1 protein-coding gene and 2 pseudogenes are annotated in these 1773 nt (G+C 66.6%); 1 reads left to right on the top strand and 2 read right to left on the bottom strand.

Features of this window, described 5'->3' with window-relative positions; genetic code table 11:
* Nucleotides 1-332, top strand: a pseudogene (locus tag HC022_RS25775) (histidine kinase); the annotation flags it as partial.
* On the opposite strand, the gene HC022_RS25770 reads toward HC022_RS25775, so the two are convergent.
* Entirely contained in the window at nucleotides 289-1605 is a 1317-nt protein-coding gene (locus HC022_RS25770) for an HlyC/CorC family transporter (RefSeq protein WP_167454282.1), read from the bottom strand. The pseudogene HC022_RS25775 and the gene HC022_RS25770 overlap by 44 nt on opposite strands.
* Before the next feature lie 86 nt (nucleotides 1606-1691).
* A pseudogene (locus tag HC022_RS29525) lies at nucleotides 1692-1773 on the bottom strand (recombinase XerD); the annotation flags it as partial.

The raw sequence follows: 1773 nt of genomic DNA, 5'->3' as shown, positions 1-1773 counted from the left end.
CCAATTCCGCGAAATACGCCAGGCCCGGCCCGGGCCAGACCATGACCATCCGCTTCGTGCTGACCCGCATCGGGGAAAACCGCATGGCGCTGGTCTGTGCCGACAACGGCGCCGAGCGCACCTGCGCCGACGAGAGCGATGCGCTGTCCTCGACGGCGCTCGGGGCGCGGCTGATGGAGGCGGCGGCGGCGCAGGTCGGCGGCACGCTGATCCAGGGCCGCGAGACGGGTGGCTTCGTGCTGCGGGCAGAGGTGCCCATCGACCCGTCTCGCGCCGAGGAAGACCCGGTCAGGCCTCTACGTGATCCAGCGGCCGCACGCGCAGCCGAGTGATCCGGTTGTTCTCGCGTTCCATGACCTCGAAACGGAAGCCGTGGAAGCTGAAGCGCTGGCCCGGGGTCGGAATCATCTGCGCCTCGTGAAGAACCAGACCGGCGATGGTGTTGGCTTCGTCGTCGGGCAGCGACCAGTCGGTCGCCCGGTTGAGGTCACGGATCGTCATCGCGCCGTCTAGCCAGAACCAGCCGTCCTCGCCCGCCTTCACCTGATGTTCGGCGTCGGGGTCGTGCTCGTCGGTGATCTCGCCCACGATTTCCTCGAGGATGTCCTCGAGCGTCAGCAGCCCCTCAAGCGATCCGTATTCGTCCACCACCAGCGCGAAGTGCGTGTGCTTGCGGAGGAAGTTGCGCATCTGGTCGGCGAGCGTGGTGGTGTCGGGCACGAAGTAGGGCTTCATCATCACGTCGGTGATGCGGAAGACCTCGAGCGCCTCGGCAGCCCGGTCACCGGCCTGGTCGATGGTCTCGTACATCGCGCGCATCAGGTCCTTGGCATGAGCCACGCCGATGATGTTCTCGGGGTCTCCCTTGTAGATCGGCAGGCGGGTGTAGTTGCTCTCGAGACATTGCTTGAGGATCGTGCGCGGTTCGCTGTCGGCGTCGATCATCTCGATGTTCGAGCGGTGCAGCATGATCTCCTCGACGGTGCGCTCGGCCAAGTCGAGCGCGCCGAGGATACGGTCGCGGTCTTCCTTTTCGACGACACCCTCCGAGTGGCCGAGCTGCAGCGCGCCGGCGATTTCCTCGCGCACCGCAAGGATCTGGCTGTCGGGGTCGGTCTTCACCCCGAAGACGCGCAGCACGATGCGCACGAAGGCGCGGATCGCGGCGACCACCGGCGAGAAGACGAGCGGCGCCACGCGGCTGGCGGCAAGCTCGGGGTTGGTGATCGCGTAGGTCTTGGGCAGCACCTCGGCGAAGATCAGCACGAGCAGCGTCATGATGAGCGTGGCCAGCGCCACGCCGCTGTCGCCGAAGAGCGAGGTGAAGAGCGCCGTCGCGAGCGAGGTGGCGAGGATGTTGACGAGGTTGTTGCCGAGCAGCACCGAGCCGATCAGCCGCTCGTTGTCCTCGGTGATCGAGAGCGCCAGTTCGGCGCCCTTCGAGCCCCTGTCCTGCGCCGCCCTGAGCTTGCCGCGCGAGGCGGCGGTCAGGGCCGTCTCCGATCCGGAGAAGAAGGCCGACAGCAGGATCAGGACCACGATGGCCCCTGCGGTGATCCAGAGAGTCGTGTCGGTCGAAGAGGCGGCGACGGTGGAGGCGTCCATGGGGCTCGTGTTTTCCTGTGGTTCTTAGGGGTTATGGGGGCGCGGATGGCCGTGTTCAAGAGGGCGGTGCTTGTGTCGCCGCCCGGTCAGCCGCGGGCCAGAGGGTGGTGATCCAGCACCAGTTCCTTGAGCCGTTCATCGAGCACGTGGGTGTAGATCTCGGTCGTG

The organism is Salipiger sp. HF18 (assembly GCF_011806505.1).
GTDB lineage: Bacteria > Pseudomonadota > Alphaproteobacteria > Rhodobacterales > Rhodobacteraceae > Salipiger > Salipiger thiooxidans.
Note: the sequence above shows the minus strand (reverse complement) of the source record. Positions and strands in the feature narration are given on the sequence as shown.